15 protein-coding genes are annotated in these 15,050 nt (G+C 51.5%); 12 read left to right on the forward strand and 3 right to left on the reverse strand.

Annotated features, from left to right (window positions below):
* The first annotated feature begins 17 nt into the window (after positions 1-17).
* From cyoE to BMY11_RS16520, 3 genes are read left to right on the forward strand one after another with little or no spacing between them, the layout of a single operon-like run.
* A complete protein-coding gene (gene cyoE, locus BMY11_RS16510; RefSeq protein WP_090578305.1) occupies positions 18-878 on the forward strand; it encodes a heme o synthase in 861 nt (286 codons plus the stop codon).
* A gap of 15 nt (positions 879-893) precedes the next feature.
* Positions 894-1,514, forward strand: coding sequence for an SCO family protein (locus tag BMY11_RS16515; RefSeq protein ID WP_090578309.1), 621 nt, complete (start codon positions 894-896; stop codon positions 1,512-1,514).
* Positions 1,515-1,526: 12 nt separating this feature from the next.
* Positions 1,527-2,450 (forward strand): AEC family transporter, encoded by a 924-nt coding sequence (locus BMY11_RS16520; RefSeq protein WP_090578312.1) that lies wholly within the window; start codon positions 1,527-1,529, stop codon positions 2,448-2,450.
* A gap of 17 nt (positions 2,451-2,467) precedes the next feature.
* Here BMY11_RS16520 and BMY11_RS16525 read toward each other — a convergent pair whose 3' ends face one another.
* From BMY11_RS16525 to BMY11_RS16530, 3 genes are all read right to left on the reverse strand, one after another.
* Positions 2,468-2,839, reverse strand: a complete 372-nt coding sequence (locus tag BMY11_RS16525) for a toprim domain-containing protein (RefSeq protein WP_090578315.1) — start codon at positions 2,837-2,839, stop codon at positions 2,468-2,470.
* 124 nt (positions 2,840-2,963) lie between these two features.
* Positions 2,964-3,086, reverse strand: a complete 123-nt coding sequence (locus tag BMY11_RS28520; RefSeq protein WP_143069291.1) for a dihydroorotate dehydrogenase — start codon at positions 3,084-3,086, stop codon at positions 2,964-2,966.
* A 127-nt stretch (positions 3,087-3,213) separates the two neighbouring features.
* Positions 3,214-4,422 (reverse strand): MFS transporter, encoded by a 1,209-nt coding sequence (locus BMY11_RS16530; protein ID WP_090578318.1) that lies wholly within the window; start codon positions 4,420-4,422, stop codon positions 3,214-3,216.
* A 186-nt stretch (positions 4,423-4,608) separates the two neighbouring features.
* Between BMY11_RS16530 and BMY11_RS16535 the strand changes: the two genes are divergently transcribed.
* From BMY11_RS16535 to BMY11_RS16575, 9 genes are all read left to right on the forward strand, one after another.
* Positions 4,609-5,052, forward strand: coding sequence for a hypothetical protein (locus BMY11_RS16535; protein ID WP_090578321.1), 444 nt, complete (start codon positions 4,609-4,611; stop codon positions 5,050-5,052).
* A 44-nt stretch (positions 5,053-5,096) separates the two neighbouring features.
* The gene (locus BMY11_RS16540) at positions 5,097-6,275 is read left to right on the forward strand and encodes a transglutaminase domain-containing protein (protein ID WP_090578325.1); all 1,179 of its coding nucleotides are present in this window, start codon (positions 5,097-5,099) and stop codon (positions 6,273-6,275) included.
* Positions 6,276-6,299: 24 nt separating this feature from the next.
* The gene (locus tag BMY11_RS16545) at positions 6,300-8,408 is read left to right on the forward strand and encodes a peptidoglycan D,D-transpeptidase FtsI family protein (RefSeq protein WP_090578328.1); all 2,109 of its coding nucleotides are present in this window, start codon (positions 6,300-6,302) and stop codon (positions 8,406-8,408) included.
* A gap of 834 nt (positions 8,409-9,242) precedes the next feature.
* Positions 9,243-9,995, forward strand: a complete 753-nt coding sequence (locus tag BMY11_RS16550) for a Cof-type HAD-IIB family hydrolase (RefSeq protein ID WP_090578330.1) — start codon at positions 9,243-9,245, stop codon at positions 9,993-9,995.
* A gap of 8 nt (positions 9,996-10,003) precedes the next feature.
* A complete protein-coding gene (locus tag BMY11_RS16555; protein ID WP_090578333.1) occupies positions 10,004-10,489 on the forward strand; it encodes a DUF456 domain-containing protein in 486 nt (161 codons plus the stop codon).
* Positions 10,490-10,515: 26 nt separating this feature from the next.
* The gene (locus tag BMY11_RS16560) at positions 10,516-11,238 is read left to right on the forward strand and encodes a ThuA domain-containing protein (protein WP_090578336.1); all 723 of its coding nucleotides are present in this window, start codon (positions 10,516-10,518) and stop codon (positions 11,236-11,238) included.
* A gap of 27 nt (positions 11,239-11,265) precedes the next feature.
* On the forward strand, positions 11,266-12,909 hold the full coding sequence (locus BMY11_RS16565; protein ID WP_090578339.1) for a putative polysaccharide biosynthesis protein: 1,644 nt from the start codon (positions 11,266-11,268) through the stop codon (positions 12,907-12,909).
* A 71-nt stretch (positions 12,910-12,980) separates the two neighbouring features.
* Positions 12,981-14,627: a copper amine oxidase N-terminal domain-containing protein gene (locus BMY11_RS16570; RefSeq protein ID WP_090578342.1), complete on the forward strand. Its 1,647-nt coding sequence runs from the start codon at positions 12,981-12,983 to the stop codon at positions 14,625-14,627.
* Positions 14,628-14,658: 31 nt separating this feature from the next.
* A complete protein-coding gene (locus tag BMY11_RS16575) occupies positions 14,659-15,003 on the forward strand; it encodes a thioredoxin family protein (RefSeq protein WP_090578345.1) in 345 nt (114 codons plus the stop codon).
* The last annotated feature ends 47 nt before the right edge of the window (positions 15,004-15,050 follow it).

Below are 15,050 nucleotides of genomic sequence, written 5' to 3' on the forward strand. Positions count from 1 at the left end.
GAACGGGGAGGCTCGCTGTGTTTAAAGAATATGTGGCCCTGACGAAACCGAAACTCATACGATTGAATGCTTTTGCTGCGTTCGGCGGGTTCTGGGTCGCTTCAAAATGGGATATTGATTGGATGCTTATGATCTACATGCTGATTGGCTCGGGTCTTGTAATGGCGTCAGCTTGTGTCATTAATAACTACTGGGATCGAGAGCTGGACAAGAAGATGGAACGGACGAAGAACCGGGCGCTGCCGACGAATCGGCTGAAGCCTGCGAATGTGCTGATATACGGCATCATTCTTGGGATTATCGGATCGATCATTCTCTTCACGCTTGTCAATCCGCTGAGCGGTTGGCTTGGATTACTAGGATTCTTTGTTTACGTTGTAGTGTACACGATGTGGCTGAAACGGACATCGACGTGGAGTACGTCCCTTGGAGGCGTATCCGGCGCTATGCCTCCGGTCATCGGTTACTGTGCAGTAACAGGCTCTGTAGATGCAGGCGCTTGGATTCTATTCGCGCTGTTGTTCCTGTGGCAGCCTGCGCATTTCTGGTCGCTAGCCATCCGCCGAGTGGAAGAATATCGTGAAGCCGGATTCCCGCTGCTTCCGGTTGTGAAAGGCATTAAGCGCACGAAGCTGCAAATGCAGCCGTACATTCTGCTGCTTATCCCGACGGGAATTCTGATGTTCACTTACGGTTATGTCGGCTATGCGTTTCTCATTATTTCGCTGCTAGGCAGCGTGTTGTGGCTTGCTCATACACTTGCTGGCCTTAAGACAGCAGATACGAACAAATGGGCAAGAACGAATTTCTTTATCTCGATTAACTATTTGATGATCGTGTTCCTCGTTATGATTGTGGACACGAACGGTGCAGGGTAGGAGGGGCTGAATTAAATGCCTGTAATACGTAAATACGGCTTTACCATTGCGGTGCTGGCGCTATGCGCGGTTATGGCACTCTATTTATACTTATCGTCGTCGAAGGAAGCAAAGCCGAGCCTCGATCAGAACCTGAAGGCGCCTAGCTTCTCGCTGAGTGATCTGGACGGCAACGATGTGACACTCGAGAATACGAACGGCAAAGTGCGTGTGATCTATTTCTTCTACGCGAACTGCCCGGATGTCTGTCCGCCGACGACTTATCTGATGACGCAGGTCCAGAACAAGCTGAAGGATAGCGGCAGCTTCGGCAAAGATGTGGAATTCATGTCGATTACGTTCGATCCGAAGCGAGACACGGTAGATGCGATGAAGGAGTTCGCCGGCAAGTTCGATATTGATGCGAGCGGCTGGAAGTTTCTGCGTGAGGACAGCGAGGAAGCGACTGCTCAGCTGATGAAGGATTTTGGGCTCGGCCTTGCGAAAGATCCGAGCACGAACCTGTTTACACATACGGACACGATTACGTTCGTAGATAAGCAAGGCGTTGTACGAAAATATTTAACTGGCTCCATCGATGAGACACAGAATGCAGACAAGATTACGAATGTCGTGGATGCACTGTTGGAAGAGTAGAGGACGAATCAGGTGGCCATATTCTTATCTATACTATGGAACAACATTATCCCGCTTGCGGTCATGATTGCTTTAGGCATCACGCTGCATCGGGCTTTTTCTTTAGATATCAAGACTTTATCCAAGCTGAACTTCTATCTGTTCTCGCCGGCAATTATGTTTAAATTATTGTATACGACTGAGGTTTCGCTGCAATCGGCTGTTCATGTCCTGCTGTTTTTTGTCGTATTCATGCTGCTGCTCTACAGCTGTGTGGAGATTGCCATTCGGGTACGGGGTATCGAGAAGGGGCGGCGCGGGGCGATGCGAAACAGCGTACTGTTCTACAATAGCGCGAATTACGGCATTCCATTGAATGAGCTGGTGTTCGCCTCGAACCCGTTTACCCTGTCGGTGCAAGTACTAATTATGATGATGCAATCCCTTCTTCCGAACACATACGGGATCTATAGTGTGAATGCCCACCGCATCAGTGGCAAGCAAATTGTACGAACGATATTGAAGCAGCCCGTCATCTATGCGATTCCGCTCGGGTTTCTGATGCGCGGGTTCCATGTGCCGATTCCTCATCCTCTACAGGTGCCGATCGATTATTTGGCGAATGCGTTCATTGGCATTGCGCTCATTACGCTCGGCGTTCAACTCGGCAGTATGAAGATATCGCTGCGCAGCCTCATGCTTGGAGACGTGCTGCTATCATGCAGCCTCAGGCTGATCGGCGGTCCGCTGCTCGCAAGTCTCGTCGTCTGGATGCTCGGCATTGACGGGCTAATGGCGAAGGCGCTCATCGTTTCTTCATCGGTGCCCACCTCGCTATCGAGCGTATTGCTCGCAGTCGAGTTCGACAATGAGAAGGAGTATGCTTCGCAAGCGGTGCTTGTTTCCACCTTGTTAAGTATTGTGACGGTCACGTTCGTCATCTATGTGATGGGCTAGCTAATTAGACAGAAGAATTAGAAATCATCCTCTTTACTCCATATGGCGGCGCTTTGAGCTGAGTACATGATGTACTCCTCGAGGCCCGCTTTTTCTAATTGCTCGATCAGATAATCCTCGGGCGTCTTCTCAACCCCCGGATAACCGCGGCGTGTATGAATATGCTCCGCATCGGGAAATGTATCGCGCAGCATCCCTCTGATTCGTTTGCCGGAAGCGTCATTGTCGGTGAATATATACGCTTGCCTGTCGCCGACCTGCCTGCGCAGCTTCTCCAGCTGAGTAACACCGGGAGTACCCAACGTGCAGAAGATATTTACTTCCTCGTTTAGCACGCGGCGTAGCCGGCTCTTGTCGTTCTTGCCTTCCACAATGATGGCGATGTCCATCGTAAGGTTCACCTCTTGCTGTTATCATACCTTATTTGCTGCATGAAGATGACATACCCGAAAGACGCAAAACGGCCTGCCTTAGCAGGCAGACCGTTCATGATCGAGATTGGCGCGGGGTTAATTAGAAGCCGCCACAGCCGCAAATAACAATAACGAGCAGGATGAAGAGAACAAGGATCGCACCTGCAGAAGTGAAGCCGTGGTGGTGATGTCCTCCGCGTTCAGCATCTACGAAATTTGACATTGTGAATGTCACCCCTCTTTCGCAAGATGATATCATAGGCGTTTGGGATGCTGCTCTATTTGTTAAAGCAACTTAGCCACTTGCCACACTGTAATGTATGCCCCTGAATGATAATAGCCCTGTGCAATTACCCAGTTCGCGAAAAATGGGCGTTAGAGCCTCCGGTCCTCGCCGTATACGAGAAGAATGGGAGCACGGAGACTGCGATCATCAGGCTGAGGAAGGCGATATAGTAAGGCGAGATATAATCGCGCAGCTGGCCGGCGAGCATAGGTCCCATAAACGCGCCAACCGAGAAGGCGATCGACAAGAACGAGAAGGTGCGGCCGTATCTTGTACCTCCGCTGTGCTCGATCAGCAGCGACGAGAGGGCGGGGAAGATGACGCCTTTGCACATGCCAACAAGGAAGAGCAGACTCATAAACGGCAGCGGGACACCTGCAGCAATTGCAAAATAAGTGATCGCCAGCATGAATGCGCCCCAGAGCGAGCGGTGGAACGGTGACAGCTTGTTCAAGAACAGCATGCTGAGTGTGAGAAGCGCTCCGAGGCTGACAACGGAGAACAGTAGTCCCGTCGTCATCATCGCTTCTTTGCTCGTTGCCATAAGCGGCAGCTCGAAGGAGAGAATGCCTTGCGCGCAGCTCATCGCTACTGGCAGCAGGTAGATCAACCACGGGACGGATGGCGGCTTTTCTGTTTCCTTGAACGCTTTGCCGCGCATGCCGAGTTGCTGAGCATTCATATGTGCGGCGAGCGGTTGCGCGAGTGCGGCCGCTTGCGGCGTGACCGGAATATCGCGGATGAAGAACAACGCGCAGGCAGCGGTGACGATCAGAATCCAGCCGAGAACGTAGAAAGCGGTCGTGAAGCCGATCTGGGCGACGAGATAGGCTCCTGCAGCTGGCGAGATGACGGATGCGATCGTGTGCATGAGGCCGTTGCCCGCCATCAGCTTGCCTTGTTTGACCCGGTCGGAGGTGATTCGCGCGAGCAGCGACATACAAGCAGGCGAGAGGAAGGCGAGGACGAAGCCGCTGATCGAACGGAGTGTCAGCAGCTGCCAAGGGTCCGTTACGCGCGACTGCAACAGCAGAATGCCGCCCGCGGCGGCAAGGCTGAAGACGATGAACAGCCGGCTGCCGAATCGGTCGACGCTGTAGCCAGCAATGATGTTGCCGGGCAAATGCGTGATGGAGTAAAGTCCCATCATGAGTCCGATGAACGATGGTGCGGCTCCGAGCGACACCGCGAACGGTGTTAGAATCGGATATTGGGCATGCAAATCAAAAAAAGCGACGAACAGAAACAGATAGAGCCAGATGGCTGTTTTCAACTAGCGCTCACTCCTTCCACTTTCGCGAGAACAGTATGTTACTACTTGTACGCAAGGGAGCCGCCTGATATGTCTAGCGCCCGTCCATTGCCCTAGCAAACAGGAACCGTTTACGCTTATAGGGTCATAGGGTATAATATTTTGTATTGAAACTTTTTGACGGGTATAATGGAGGAGTGCGTGAGGATGAGCTTGGATTTCAATTATGATATGGACACGTGGATTCAATTTTTCAAGGACAAATGGCTGTTTCTCGTCATTGCGCTCGTTGTGCTGTTCATTGTTCTTCGTATTGTGAAGACGGTTGTGAAGTGGCTCATCGTCGTGGCGATTCTAGCCGTTGTCGTTGTTTATAGCGGGTATTCGCTGGAGGATGTCAAGTCGATCGGCACGAAGGTCGCAGATAGCGTGAAGCAGGAAGCCATTACGGCTATGGCTGGCGAAGCGGCTGAAGCGACTTTCACAACGAACGGCGACGGGACGTTTACGGTGAAGACGAAGAACCTGGAATTGACAGGAACGCCTGGAGATGGCGAAGTGAAGGTCAAATTCCACGATACGTCGCTCGGCACATGGAAGATTGACTCTACGATTCAAAGTTTGATTGATCAAGCGAAAAATAACGTCTAGCAGGCAGCGGTAGCTGCTTTGGGGACGAATGAGGAGGATTCATCATGCATAGCTGGTTTCTGCCAATACTCAAACCAGAACCAGTTGCGCTCATGGTGCTGCTCATCCTGCTTGTCTCTATCATTCAAGGTATGAGAAGAGGTGCACCTCGCAGCGCGAAGCACCTTTTCTTTTTTATTTGGCAGGCGGCAAGTGTCGTGCTGGCGTTAGTCATAGCAGGCAAAAGCGCGACGAGACTGTCGCCTGTCATTCGCGACCTGCTTGTGGCGCGGCACATTGTCGTGCCTCAGGAGGAGCTAAGCTCCCTGAAGCAGCTGTGGTATACCTTCATTACGAGCTTGCGGGATTTCGAGCTGCTGCGGTTTAGCGCATTGTTTCTGCTTATTTATGCCGTCGTACGGAGTTTGCTTCAATTCATAGAGCCGTTGTTTGAAGTGATATATGATAGACTTGTCCGCTCGGAGCAAGCAACCGATCATCGCCAATTCTCCCGAATACCGCAGCGAAAGCATTCAGGTACGGCAAGCCGGGCGACCGGGGCGCTGCTTGGGGCATTGCTCGGCGCGGGACGAGCATTCCTTGTCATCGCGATTCTATTCGTCTATGTCTCACTGCTGCCGGGGGCGGCAGGGGTGGATTCAATTCGGGCTTCGGCGCTTTACAAGAAGACGGCGGCAGAAATATTGACCCCGGTAGCTGGCGATGTACTGAAGCAAGGTCCAGTGTTCAGCGATGCGGTACAAGCGGAGTTCCGTAAGGTGCTGGAGCGCAAGTACGAGGTGATCGACGCTGCCGTTCCGGAGAACATTGAAGCGGCAGCTGTGAAAGTAACCAAAAATGCGCACACTGATGAAGAGAAGGCGAGAGCGCTCTACGATTGGATCGGCACGCGCATCGTCTATGACTGGGATAAAGCGAATAATTATGTGAATAAAGGCATTTGGAAAGAACAGACGCCAATTGAAACTTTTGATACCCGAAAAGGCGTCTGTATAGATGTGGCCAGACTGTATGCCGTAATGGCGAGGTCGGTTGGGCTTGATGTGAAGGTCGTTACAGGGCTTGGCGGAACAGGAAGCGGTGGCTATGGCCCGCATGCGTGGAATGAAGTGAAGCTTGCCGATGCAGGTGGCAAGTGGATTCCGCTCGATGCGACATGGGCGTCTTCCGGAGCCTGGTTCAACCCTAAGGGATTCGCTTCTTCGCATATCCAGCAAGCTTGATCGTAAGGAGAAAGGAGATTTACAGTGGTACAGCAAGACGATCCGCAGAAGCGGGAAATTACGAACCGGCGAAATTTTTCGTTCCGGCTCAATCTGTTCTTTTTCGTTACTTTTTTTGTGTTTAGCGTCCTTATCGTCCGTTTAGCCATTCTGCAGTTCGTTGAAGGTCCGTCCTTAAGGGAAGAGGAGCAGAAGCGGGGCTCGACGAATGTGCTTATACCGCCGATCCGAGGCAATATCTATGATTCCGGCGGCAAAGCGATCGCTTACTCCACATCAACGCAATCGCTTTATTACAGCATCGAGCCGGGGACGAAGAAGGAAGATTCGATTGAAACCGCTAGACAGCTGTACTATGTGTTCCAGCAAAAGGGCGAACAGAAGGCAGCAATATCGCTCGAGACAATCGTCAAGAACATGGACCTCGACTACAAGAAGAATAATGTATCGGTTCCGCGCCGTATCAAGAGCGGCCTCTCTGAGAAGGAGATCGCTTATTTCATGGAGAACCGCGACCACTACAAGGGCATCGACATCGTAGAAGAGAGCATTCGCCATTACGATTCGAGTCGGACGTCTGTCCAGCTCGTCGGATACTTGAAGAAGTACGGCGGTGGCGCAGAGAACAACTTGTATAAGGACCGCGCCAAGACGGATGATCCGCGCTTGAAATATTTGCAGACCGAGGATGTTGGATTTGATGGTCTGGAGTATTTGTATCAAGATATCCTTCGCGGCAAGAACGGCCTTAAGACATATCCGGTAAACGCGGCAAGCCGTATCATTGGACCGCCCGTCATTACGAAGCCGGAGAAGGGCGACAACATCTATTTGACCATTAATCGCAATGTGCAAGAAGCGACGGAGCAGGCGATTATGGATCAGCTGGAATACCTGCAAACGACGCCTAACCGTGAGCGGCACGAGGATAATGCCAAGACCGGTTATGCAGTAGCGATGGAAGTGAAGACGGGCAAAATCATCGCAATGGCGAGTATGCCGGACTACGACCCAAACATCTGGGAAGGTGGCAAAATCAGCAGCGATGACTATGACACCATTAGCAGTGTACTGCAGAATGGCACAATCAGTCCGGTAATCGGGCCGTATAAGGATCCGAAGGAGCAGCGTAAGCACCCATCTTCCGTTGTATTCCTTGGTTCCACGCAGAAGCCTTTGTCGATCCTGATTGGCCTCAATGAGAAGCTGTTCACGACTTCGAGCACTTTCACCGATACAGGCTCCTTCTTCTACGGTAAGGGCGTTTCACGTAGACGAATCGGTAACGCGAAGGGGCATGCTTATGGAACGCTTGATCCATCGCTAGCTATTACCCGCTCCTCCAACCCGTTCATGGCCAAAATGGTCGGGGACGCGCTTTACCGCAAAGACCCGGATAATGGCGTAGATATTTGGGACAGCTACGTGAAGCAATTCGGCCTTGGAGTCGGTACGGAGAGCGGCCTGCTTAATGAGAGCAAAGGCGTAATCGGCTACTTCCACGAGCGAGAAGCAGCATCTTCGCAGTCCGCGCTCATTCTGGCCTCCTTCGGTCAGATGGGACGCTACACGACGCTGCAGCTGGCGCAATATGCCGCAACGCTCGCAAGCCACGGTAAGCGGATGAAGCCACAGTTCGTGAAGGAAATCCGAGACGCGGAAGGCAAAGTGGTGCAGTCCTACCAGCCGGAAGTGCTTAATACGATCAACTTCCCGGATGAATACTGGAATGAAATTGAGAAAGGGATGCTTAATGTAAGCATCACTGAGTTCAATAATGCGCCATACAAGGTGCTTCGTAAGACAGGTACATCTCAGCAGCAAGTGAGCGGCGGGAAAATCGTCGAGAATTCGGTGTTTATTGCTTCCGCGCCTGCAGAGGATCCTGTTATTGCGGTTGCGGTTGTCATTCCGGAAGGCGGCTTCGGCGCTTACGGCGCAGCTCCAGTTGCACGCAAAATCTTCGACGCGTACAACGATGAGATCGGCCTCAACGGCGTACCGGCGAAACCGAAAACACCGGTAACGCCTCCTGCGAACGGAACGGCGACGGGTACGAATGGTGCGACGACGAACACAAATGGGAATCCAAATACGAATGCAAATGGAAATGCTGGCAAGCCTCAAACGTAAGCAGTTCATAGAGATGGTGGGTTTTCCCACACTCTGGCAGCGACCTATGGTCGCTGCTTTTTTGTTTCACGGTTAGTGTGGCTAACGGCAGCTGACGAGAGATCAAAATCGGCACTCTCAGATCTGGAATGCACATTTCCAACAGCGAGAGATCGAATTTGGAACTCTCAGCGCCGTAGAGCCAGCATTTCCAGCTGCTTTAGCTGACGAGAGATCAAAATCGGCACTCTCAGCATCTGGAACGCGCATTTCCAACGGTGAGAGATCGAATTTGGAACTCTCAGCGTCGTAGAGCCAGCATTTCCAGCTGTTTTAGCTTCGAGAGATCAAAATCGGCACTCTCAGCATCTGGAATGCGCATTTCCAACGGCGAGAGATCGAATTGGGAACTCTCAGCGTCGTAAAGCAGGCAGCCGCCTCTATTAATCAAGTTTGGGGTTCACGCAGTTTCTGCCCAAAAGGTGGCCCCTAGGTCCGCCCCGCCATAATTTTCACACAACCCGACCCAATGTTGCACAGTGGAAACACTGTTGCATAACATAAACCAAGGCCAAGATAGCATGTCATCTGCTGAGCCAAGGAGGGGATTCATATGCGACGCCATAAGAAGCATGCCGCGCTTCGCCGGCTGCTGTATGCCATTCTTTTTCTAACCGGAACGTTAATTGGAGTGTAAGCAGCAAGATGGAACACAAAAAGCACAAGATTGAGTAGCGCTCATTCGCGAATCTCTCACTATAATTAGAATCGTACATGAACGTCAGTTTGGATTCTCCCTGTAATGTGCTAAAATGAACGCAAGCTGGACAATGTTGTTTTTGTTTGGGAGGTCTCATGGGAACGATTAAACTGGTAGCGCTTGATATGGACGGCACGCTGCTGAACGAACGTCAGGAAATTAGCAGCGAGAATGCAATGTGGATCCGAAAAGCAATGGATGCAGGGGTCACCGTCTGTTTCGCAACAGGACGCGGCTTTCAAAGCGCAGTTCCTTACGCGGAGCAGCTGAAGCTAGACACGCCGATGATTACGGTGAATGGCGGAGAGGTATGGCATCGTCCGCATGTGCTGCACAAACGTACGCTGATGTCGCCCGAAATGCTTAAGCGGCTGCATGAGCTTGCGCTCTCGTATCCGGAATGCTGGTACTGGGCATACACAACGATGGATATTTACAACAAAGAGAAATGGATAGAGCCCGCTTCTGATTTCGACGCGCATCACTGGCTCAAATTCGGCTATCATGTCGATGACACCGCGATACGTGACGCAATTTTGAAGGAAACGGCTTCATGGGGCGGGCTCGAAATTACGAACTCATCGCCGTGGAATTTGGAGATGAATCCGGTTGGCGTGTCTAAAGCATCGGCAATTCGCGAGCTGTGTACGCTGCTGGATATCGACATGTCGCAGGTTGCTGCTATGGGTGACAGCTTGAATGACATTGCAATGATCCGCGAGGTAGGGCTTGGCGTTGCAATGGGCAATGCACAGGAGGAAGTGAAGGCAGCTGCAGATGTCGTGACCGTCACCAATGAAGAACACGCCGTCATGCATCTGATAAGGGACTACGTGCTGAAAGGATGAGTGCGTGAATGGAGATTGCAGGCTGGATTATCGTCGTCATCCTGTTTGTTGTAGGCATGGGGGGCGCTATTTTTCCAATATTACCGGGCGCGCTCGCCATTTATGCAGCTTTCTTCGTTTACGGATTTTTTATTTCGTTCGAACCTTTCGGCTTCTGGTTCTGGCTGATTCAGACGCTGATCGTCGCGGGACTTTTCATCGCCGATTATGCGGTGAACGCATGGGGCGTCAAGAAGTTCGGGGGCTCGCGCGCATCCATTATAGGCAGCACAATCGGTATTCTGATTGGGCCATTCGTCATCCCGGCTTTCGGGTTGTTGCTTGGACCGCTCCTTGGCGCAATTATTGGCGAGCTAATTGTTGGCTCTAAGTTGGACGAGGCACTCAAGGCAGGCTTCGGCGCAGTAGTAGGCTTGTTCACCAGCATGGTTGCGAAGATAGTGCTTCAAGCAGCTATGATTATTATTTTCTTTATTTGGATTATTTGGATTTAAACTAATTTTTGGGAGGCTGTGCAAAAATGGTAAAAGTAACAGTATGGAATGAGTTCCAGCATGAGAAAAGCAATGCGGAGGTTATCGCGGTTTATCCAAACGGTATCCACGAAGCGATCAAAGCGGGTATCGGTACGGACGGCTTCGAGGTTCGCACAGCTACGCTTGACGAGGCGGAGCATGGTTTGACTGAAGAAGTGCTTGAGAACACAGACGTTCTGATCTGGTGGGGCCACATGGCACATGACAGAGTTGAAGATGTGATTGTAGAGCGTGTACATAAGCGCGTTATGAACGGCATGGGTCTTATCGTCCTTCACTCCGGCCATTTCTCCAAAATCTTCAAGAAGCTCATGGGTACAGGCTGCGACCTGAAATGGCGTGAAGCGAATGAGAGAGAGCGGATTTGGACTGTAAACCCAGCTCACCCGATTGCAGCTGGCATTCCTGAATACTTCAACCTTGAGCGCGAAGAAATGTACGGCGAGCACTTCGACATTCCTGCACCGGACGAGCTTGTATTCGTAAGCTGGTTCGAAGGCGGCGAAGTATTCCGCAGCGGCTGCACATGGCACCGCGGCCAAGGCAAAGTGTTCTACTTCCGCCCAGGCCACGAGACATTCCCGACTTACTACAACCCAAATGTGCTTCAAGTTATCAAGAACGGCATCCGCTGGGCAACTCCATCGGGTGTAGCAGCACCAGTTCGCGGTAACCACAAGCCGCTTGAGGAAATTAAAGCGAAGTAATTACAGCAAGGAGATTAGATAGGCACCATGGTGAAAAAGGACTCCTTGATTAAAGGTACGATCATTCTAGCAGCGGCAGCGCTGGTTGCCCGGTTCCTCGGGATCTTCCAGCGTATTCCGCTGGATTATATGACGGACAGTCATGGCGGCGGTTATTTTACCGTCGCTAATAATATTTATTTAATGCTTCTTATTGTTGCAACAGGCGGTATCCCGAGTGCGATCAGCAAAATGGTGTCCGAGCGCTATGCGCAAGGCCGTCCAGATGAAGCGAAGCGGATTTACAAAGCGGCGCTGCTGTTCGGCTCGGTAACCGGCGTGCTCATTACGGTGCTTCTGCTCGTATTCGCGCCGTTCTATGCGACGCATATCGCAGAGAAGCCAGGCGCTGATCTTGCGGTGCGGGCAATTGCGCCGGCGCTGCTGTTCTTCCCGATCATTGCGATGATGAGAGGCTACTTCCAAGGGCGCCAGCTCATGGCGGCAGGTGGTGTCTCCCAGATAATCGAGCAGATCCTCCGCGTCATAACCGCGGTTGGGCTTGCTTACATGGTGCTGGCATGGGGCTGGGGCCAGCGCTGGATTGCAGCCGCTGCAACGTTCGGCAGCGTATTCGGCAGCGTTGGGGCGTTCATCGTCATGCTGTCGTACGCAAGGAAGCTGCGCCGGCAGGATGCGCTGGACAAGTCGGCAGCAGCTCTTGAGAAATCGGCAGTATCCGAGAAGCGTTCCACGCTATCGTTCAAGTCGATTTACAGAGAGCTGTTCAAAATTTCAGTTCCGATCGTTATTACGTCGATGACGGTGCAATTTATTTATTTTTTCGATACGTCGTTCTTTATTAAGCTGACCCACGGCTACTACAGCGTGCCGGATGCAGACCAGATGCTTGACTGGCTAGGCGTGAAAGCGCAGGCGCTTGCAGGCATTCCGCCGATTCTGGCAATTGCGCTCAGCCAATCGATGATTCCGGTTATTTCATCCGCTTATTCGGTTCGGAACATGAAGGAAGTCGAGCGCCAAGCTTCGCTTGTTATGCGCATCGTTGTATTTACAGGCGTGCCGGTCTCGCTGATCATGACCGTAGCGGCTACCTCGATCACCGGTCTATTGTTTGCTAACACAGGCGGTAGTCTTGCAGTGGCGGCTCTGACGGCGGGTACGATCTTTCAAATTACGATGATGACAAGCAATACGATACTGACGAGCATGAACAAGCCTAGGATGCCGATGCGACACGCGTTGATTGGTATCGTGGTGAAAGTCGTGACGAGTCTTGCGCTTGCGCCGCTATTTGGCGTTTACGGCTTGATTCTGTCGTCGACGATATGCTTCATGACGATTGCGTCGCTTAACTTCCGGATGATTCGTAAGGAAATTACGCTGTCGATTCTCGGCACACGCTGGATCGGTTATGCGCTGACGATTGCGATCTCATCAGGAGCAGGCTGGGCCGTCGATTATGCTTGCCGGCATTACATTACCGGCATTCCGGTCAAGCTGACCTATGCCTTGTCGTGTATCTTAACCGGCGGCGTTTCGTTCGGACTGTACGTCGCGCTGCTCATTCTGCTTCGCGTCATTACCGCTGCCGATGCGGCAAGTTTCCCAGGACCGCTTCGCAAGCTGCTGAATCCGCTTATGAGAATAGCAGCGCGTCAAGCTAACTAATCTACCAAATATATCCTCTTCATGTTAGAATAGTCCTCAGGTCTAATCTATCATGAAGGGGTGTTTTTATTTTGACAGCACGAAGATTAAGCACCAAATGGGTAGGGTTACTGCTATTATCTCTCGTTCTTATTATTACAGCAGGTTGTCAGGCGCTTGGTGGCGTAGACTTCAATGCGATGTTGAAGCAATCGCTGAAGGTGACGTCGTTTGAGAGCAAGGAGACGATTGAACTGAAGCTGTTGCTGAAAGACGAGGCGTTAAAGCAGCTGACGAAGGAAGATCAGGAACTGATCAATCTCATTTCTCATCTTACATTGCAGCTTGACAACGTTAGGACTTCGAAAAGTGGTGACGTGTCGGCGGCAGGGAAGCTGCTTCTCGGTGATAAGGAGATCGGGTTCAACATTGCTATAGATCAGAAGCTCGTCGCTCTTAATCTCGAAGGGGCGAAGGAACCAATCATCATTCATTTGCCGGAAGTCGAAGAAGAGGCAGTTGCGACTGGTCCAGTTGGTGCAGCTGGTGCAGCTCCAGAGAACTTGGCGGAGACAGGCATGAAGATGATGGATTCACTCAGCGGCTTCACTATCAATAATTTGCCGAATCCGACTCATCTCTCGGTAGATGCTGGGCAGGATAATGTTAACGGCGAGTCCGTAATCGGGATGAAGATTCATGCTGAGCTGACGGGCAAAGAGCTGTGGGATTGGATCAAGTCGTATATCGACGCGTTGTTGAAAGACCAGGAAGGTCTGAAAGCGATGTTGACAGGCGTATACGAGGCGTTAGCTAGCCAGGAGGATGCGCTGCAATCGATGGGGGCAGAGAGCATCTTCGGATCCTTGCCTGAGAAGGAAGACTCGGCGGACCAAATCAAGCAAGCTGTGGACGAAATCACACAGATGTTGACGGAGACAAGCGACGAACTGAAGAAGGCGGAGCAAGAGAATAAGGATCTAATTGACGGTATCTTCAATGACGGTACTTATGTGTTAGGCGATGTCTTCATCGACAGCAAGCTTGATATCCGCAAATCGGTCATCGAGGCATCTATTAAGCCGAACTTGACTGAACTCGCAGCTCGTCCGGATGCTGCAGCCGATGAAGAGGATGAGGACGTTCTCGCGGTTCAAGACGAGCTGGATGAAATGCCTTTTGAAGGCGTTTGGGTTAAAATAACGACAGAGCGTTGGAACGTCAATGGTGATGTAGTACCCGTGAAGCCGACAGCGACAGCGGAGTCGTTCGATGTGGAGCAGCTGAACAAGATGCAGGGCTACGATGTGCTCCGTCAATTCGAACCGAATTCAGTCGTTTATGGACTGCTTCATAACCAATTGCATGTTAGCAAACAAGCAGTGAGCTTGGATATGAAGTATAGCAATTTAACTCCGATTGTTACACCGGCAGGAATAACAATCGTTCCACTGCGCGTCGTTGCGGAATCACTTGGCGCTAGTGTAATGAAGGACGCAAGCGGCAAGCTGGTTGTCGTTGATCCGGCTACGCACACAACGATTGCCCTGAAGGTAGGCAGCAGCAATGCGGTTGTGAACGGGAAGACAGTGAAGTGGAGCTTCCCGCCGACAATCGTGAACGGGACAACGTATGTGCCTGCAAGACCATTCGTTGCTGCACTCCATGGCAGCCTAAGCTGGGAGGACAGCTACTACGGAGATTGGCACACGCTTGTCATCTCGCGTGAGCCAGTGTAAACGGGGGAAGTGAGAGGAGAAGTATTTAGCGATGAACATGATAACGACAGATGAAGCCTTTCGTGAAGCAGTCGCAGGTGATGGCGTAACGATTGCGATCTTCAAGACCACCTGGTGCAAAGACTGCCATTATATCGAGCCTTTAATGCCAGAGCTCGAAGTGAATTATGCGGGACGTATTCATTTCGTGCAAATCGACCGCGATGATTTGCCAGATCTGTGCAGCGAGCTGAACATTCTCGGCATTCCAAGCTTTATCGCCTTCAAGCAAGGCCGTGAGCTGATTAGGTTTGTCAGCAAGCTTCGCAAGACAAGAGAGGAAATCGAGCAGTTTCTGGATCGCGCGATACAAGTGGGAGAAGCGCTGCCAAGCTAAAAGATTGGAACTGAGGGGGAAGCCCGCAAACGGCTGTAATATAGCCG

Origin of the sequence: Paenibacillus sp. OV219 (genome assembly GCF_900110075.1) — a bacterium.
Taxonomy (GTDB): domain Bacteria; phylum Bacillota; class Bacilli; order Paenibacillales; family Paenibacillaceae; genus Paenibacillus_Z.

Excerpts from the sequence above, each read along its gene's own strand:
- BMY11_RS16515 (WP_090578309.1), top strand. The coding sequence starts at position 894 with ATGCCTGTAATACGTAAATACGGCTTTACCATTGCGGTGCTGGCGCTA.
- BMY11_RS16525 (WP_090578315.1), bottom strand. The coding sequence starts at position 2,839 with ATGGACATCGCCATCATTGTGGAAGGCAAGAACGACAAGAGCCGGCTA.
- BMY11_RS28520 (WP_143069291.1), bottom strand. The coding sequence starts at position 3,086 with ATGTCAAATTTCGTAGATGCTGAACGCGGAGGACATCACCACCACGGC.
- BMY11_RS16535 (WP_090578321.1), top strand. The coding sequence starts at position 4,609 with ATGAGCTTGGATTTCAATTATGATATGGACACGTGGATTCAATTTTTC.
- BMY11_RS16540 (WP_090578325.1), top strand. The coding sequence starts at position 5,097 with ATGCATAGCTGGTTTCTGCCAATACTCAAACCAGAACCAGTTGCGCTC.
- BMY11_RS16550 (WP_090578330.1), top strand. The coding sequence starts at position 9,243 with ATGGGAACGATTAAACTGGTAGCGCTTGATATGGACGGCACGCTGCTG.
- BMY11_RS16555 (WP_090578333.1), top strand. The coding sequence starts at position 10,004 with ATGGAGATTGCAGGCTGGATTATCGTCGTCATCCTGTTTGTTGTAGGC.
- BMY11_RS16560 (WP_090578336.1), top strand. The coding sequence starts at position 10,516 with ATGGTAAAAGTAACAGTATGGAATGAGTTCCAGCATGAGAAAAGCAAT.
- BMY11_RS16565 (WP_090578339.1), top strand. The coding sequence starts at position 11,266 with ATGGTGAAAAAGGACTCCTTGATTAAAGGTACGATCATTCTAGCAGCG.
- BMY11_RS16575 (WP_090578345.1), top strand. The coding sequence starts at position 14,659 with ATGAACATGATAACGACAGATGAAGCCTTTCGTGAAGCAGTCGCAGGT.